Source organism: Stenotrophomonas maltophilia group sp. Smal32, assembly GCF_030237085.1.
Lineage (GTDB): Bacteria > Pseudomonadota > Gammaproteobacteria > Xanthomonadales > Xanthomonadaceae > Stenotrophomonas > Stenotrophomonas maltophilia_Q.
The window spans coordinates 1-542 of sequence record NZ_JASJSI010000231.1; the positions used below are offsets into that span (position 1 = coordinate 1).

Consider the following 542-nt stretch of genomic DNA (forward strand, 5'->3'; position numbering starts at 1 on the left):
CTGGCAGGGCCGCCGTGGACTGTGGGTGATGGAATCCGCCCGTTCAGGAAACGACGGCCGCTATCGGCCGCCCGCAGTTCAATAGCGCCAGTCGAGCTTGCGGTAGAACTTGGCCATCACCCAGGCCGGGCCGATCAGCAGGTAGGTCAGGTCGGTCAGGAAGCTCGGCTTGCGGCCTTCGAACTTGTGGCCGATGAACTGCGCCACCCAGGCCACCACGAACACGCCTACCGCCAGCCAGCGCAGGGCCTGCAGGCCGATTTCTGCTTCCAGCAGGCGGCACAGGCAACCGAACACGAAGAACTGGATGAGCATGCCGATGCCCAGCGGGCGCGACAGCTTGTTGTAGAAGCACCAGGCGCTGAACATCGCGAACGCCGACCAGATGCCGTACTGGAACCAGGTGATCAGCGGCGGCAGGCACCACAGCAGGGCCACCACCGACCACAGGATCGCCGGTACTGCCACCACATGGATGCGCTGGTTGATCACATTGCGGTGGTCGTCGGAGTAGCTGGCGAAATAGCGGTCGATCGGCCGCG

1 protein-coding gene is annotated in these 542 nt (G+C 64.4%); it reads right to left on the minus strand.

Features of this window, described 5'->3' with window-relative positions; translation table 11 throughout:
* Window positions 1-78: 78 nt before the first annotated feature.
* On the minus strand, window positions 79-542 hold a 464-nt coding region (locus QRO91_RS22470; protein WP_285310596.1), incomplete at its 5' end, for a DUF962 domain-containing protein.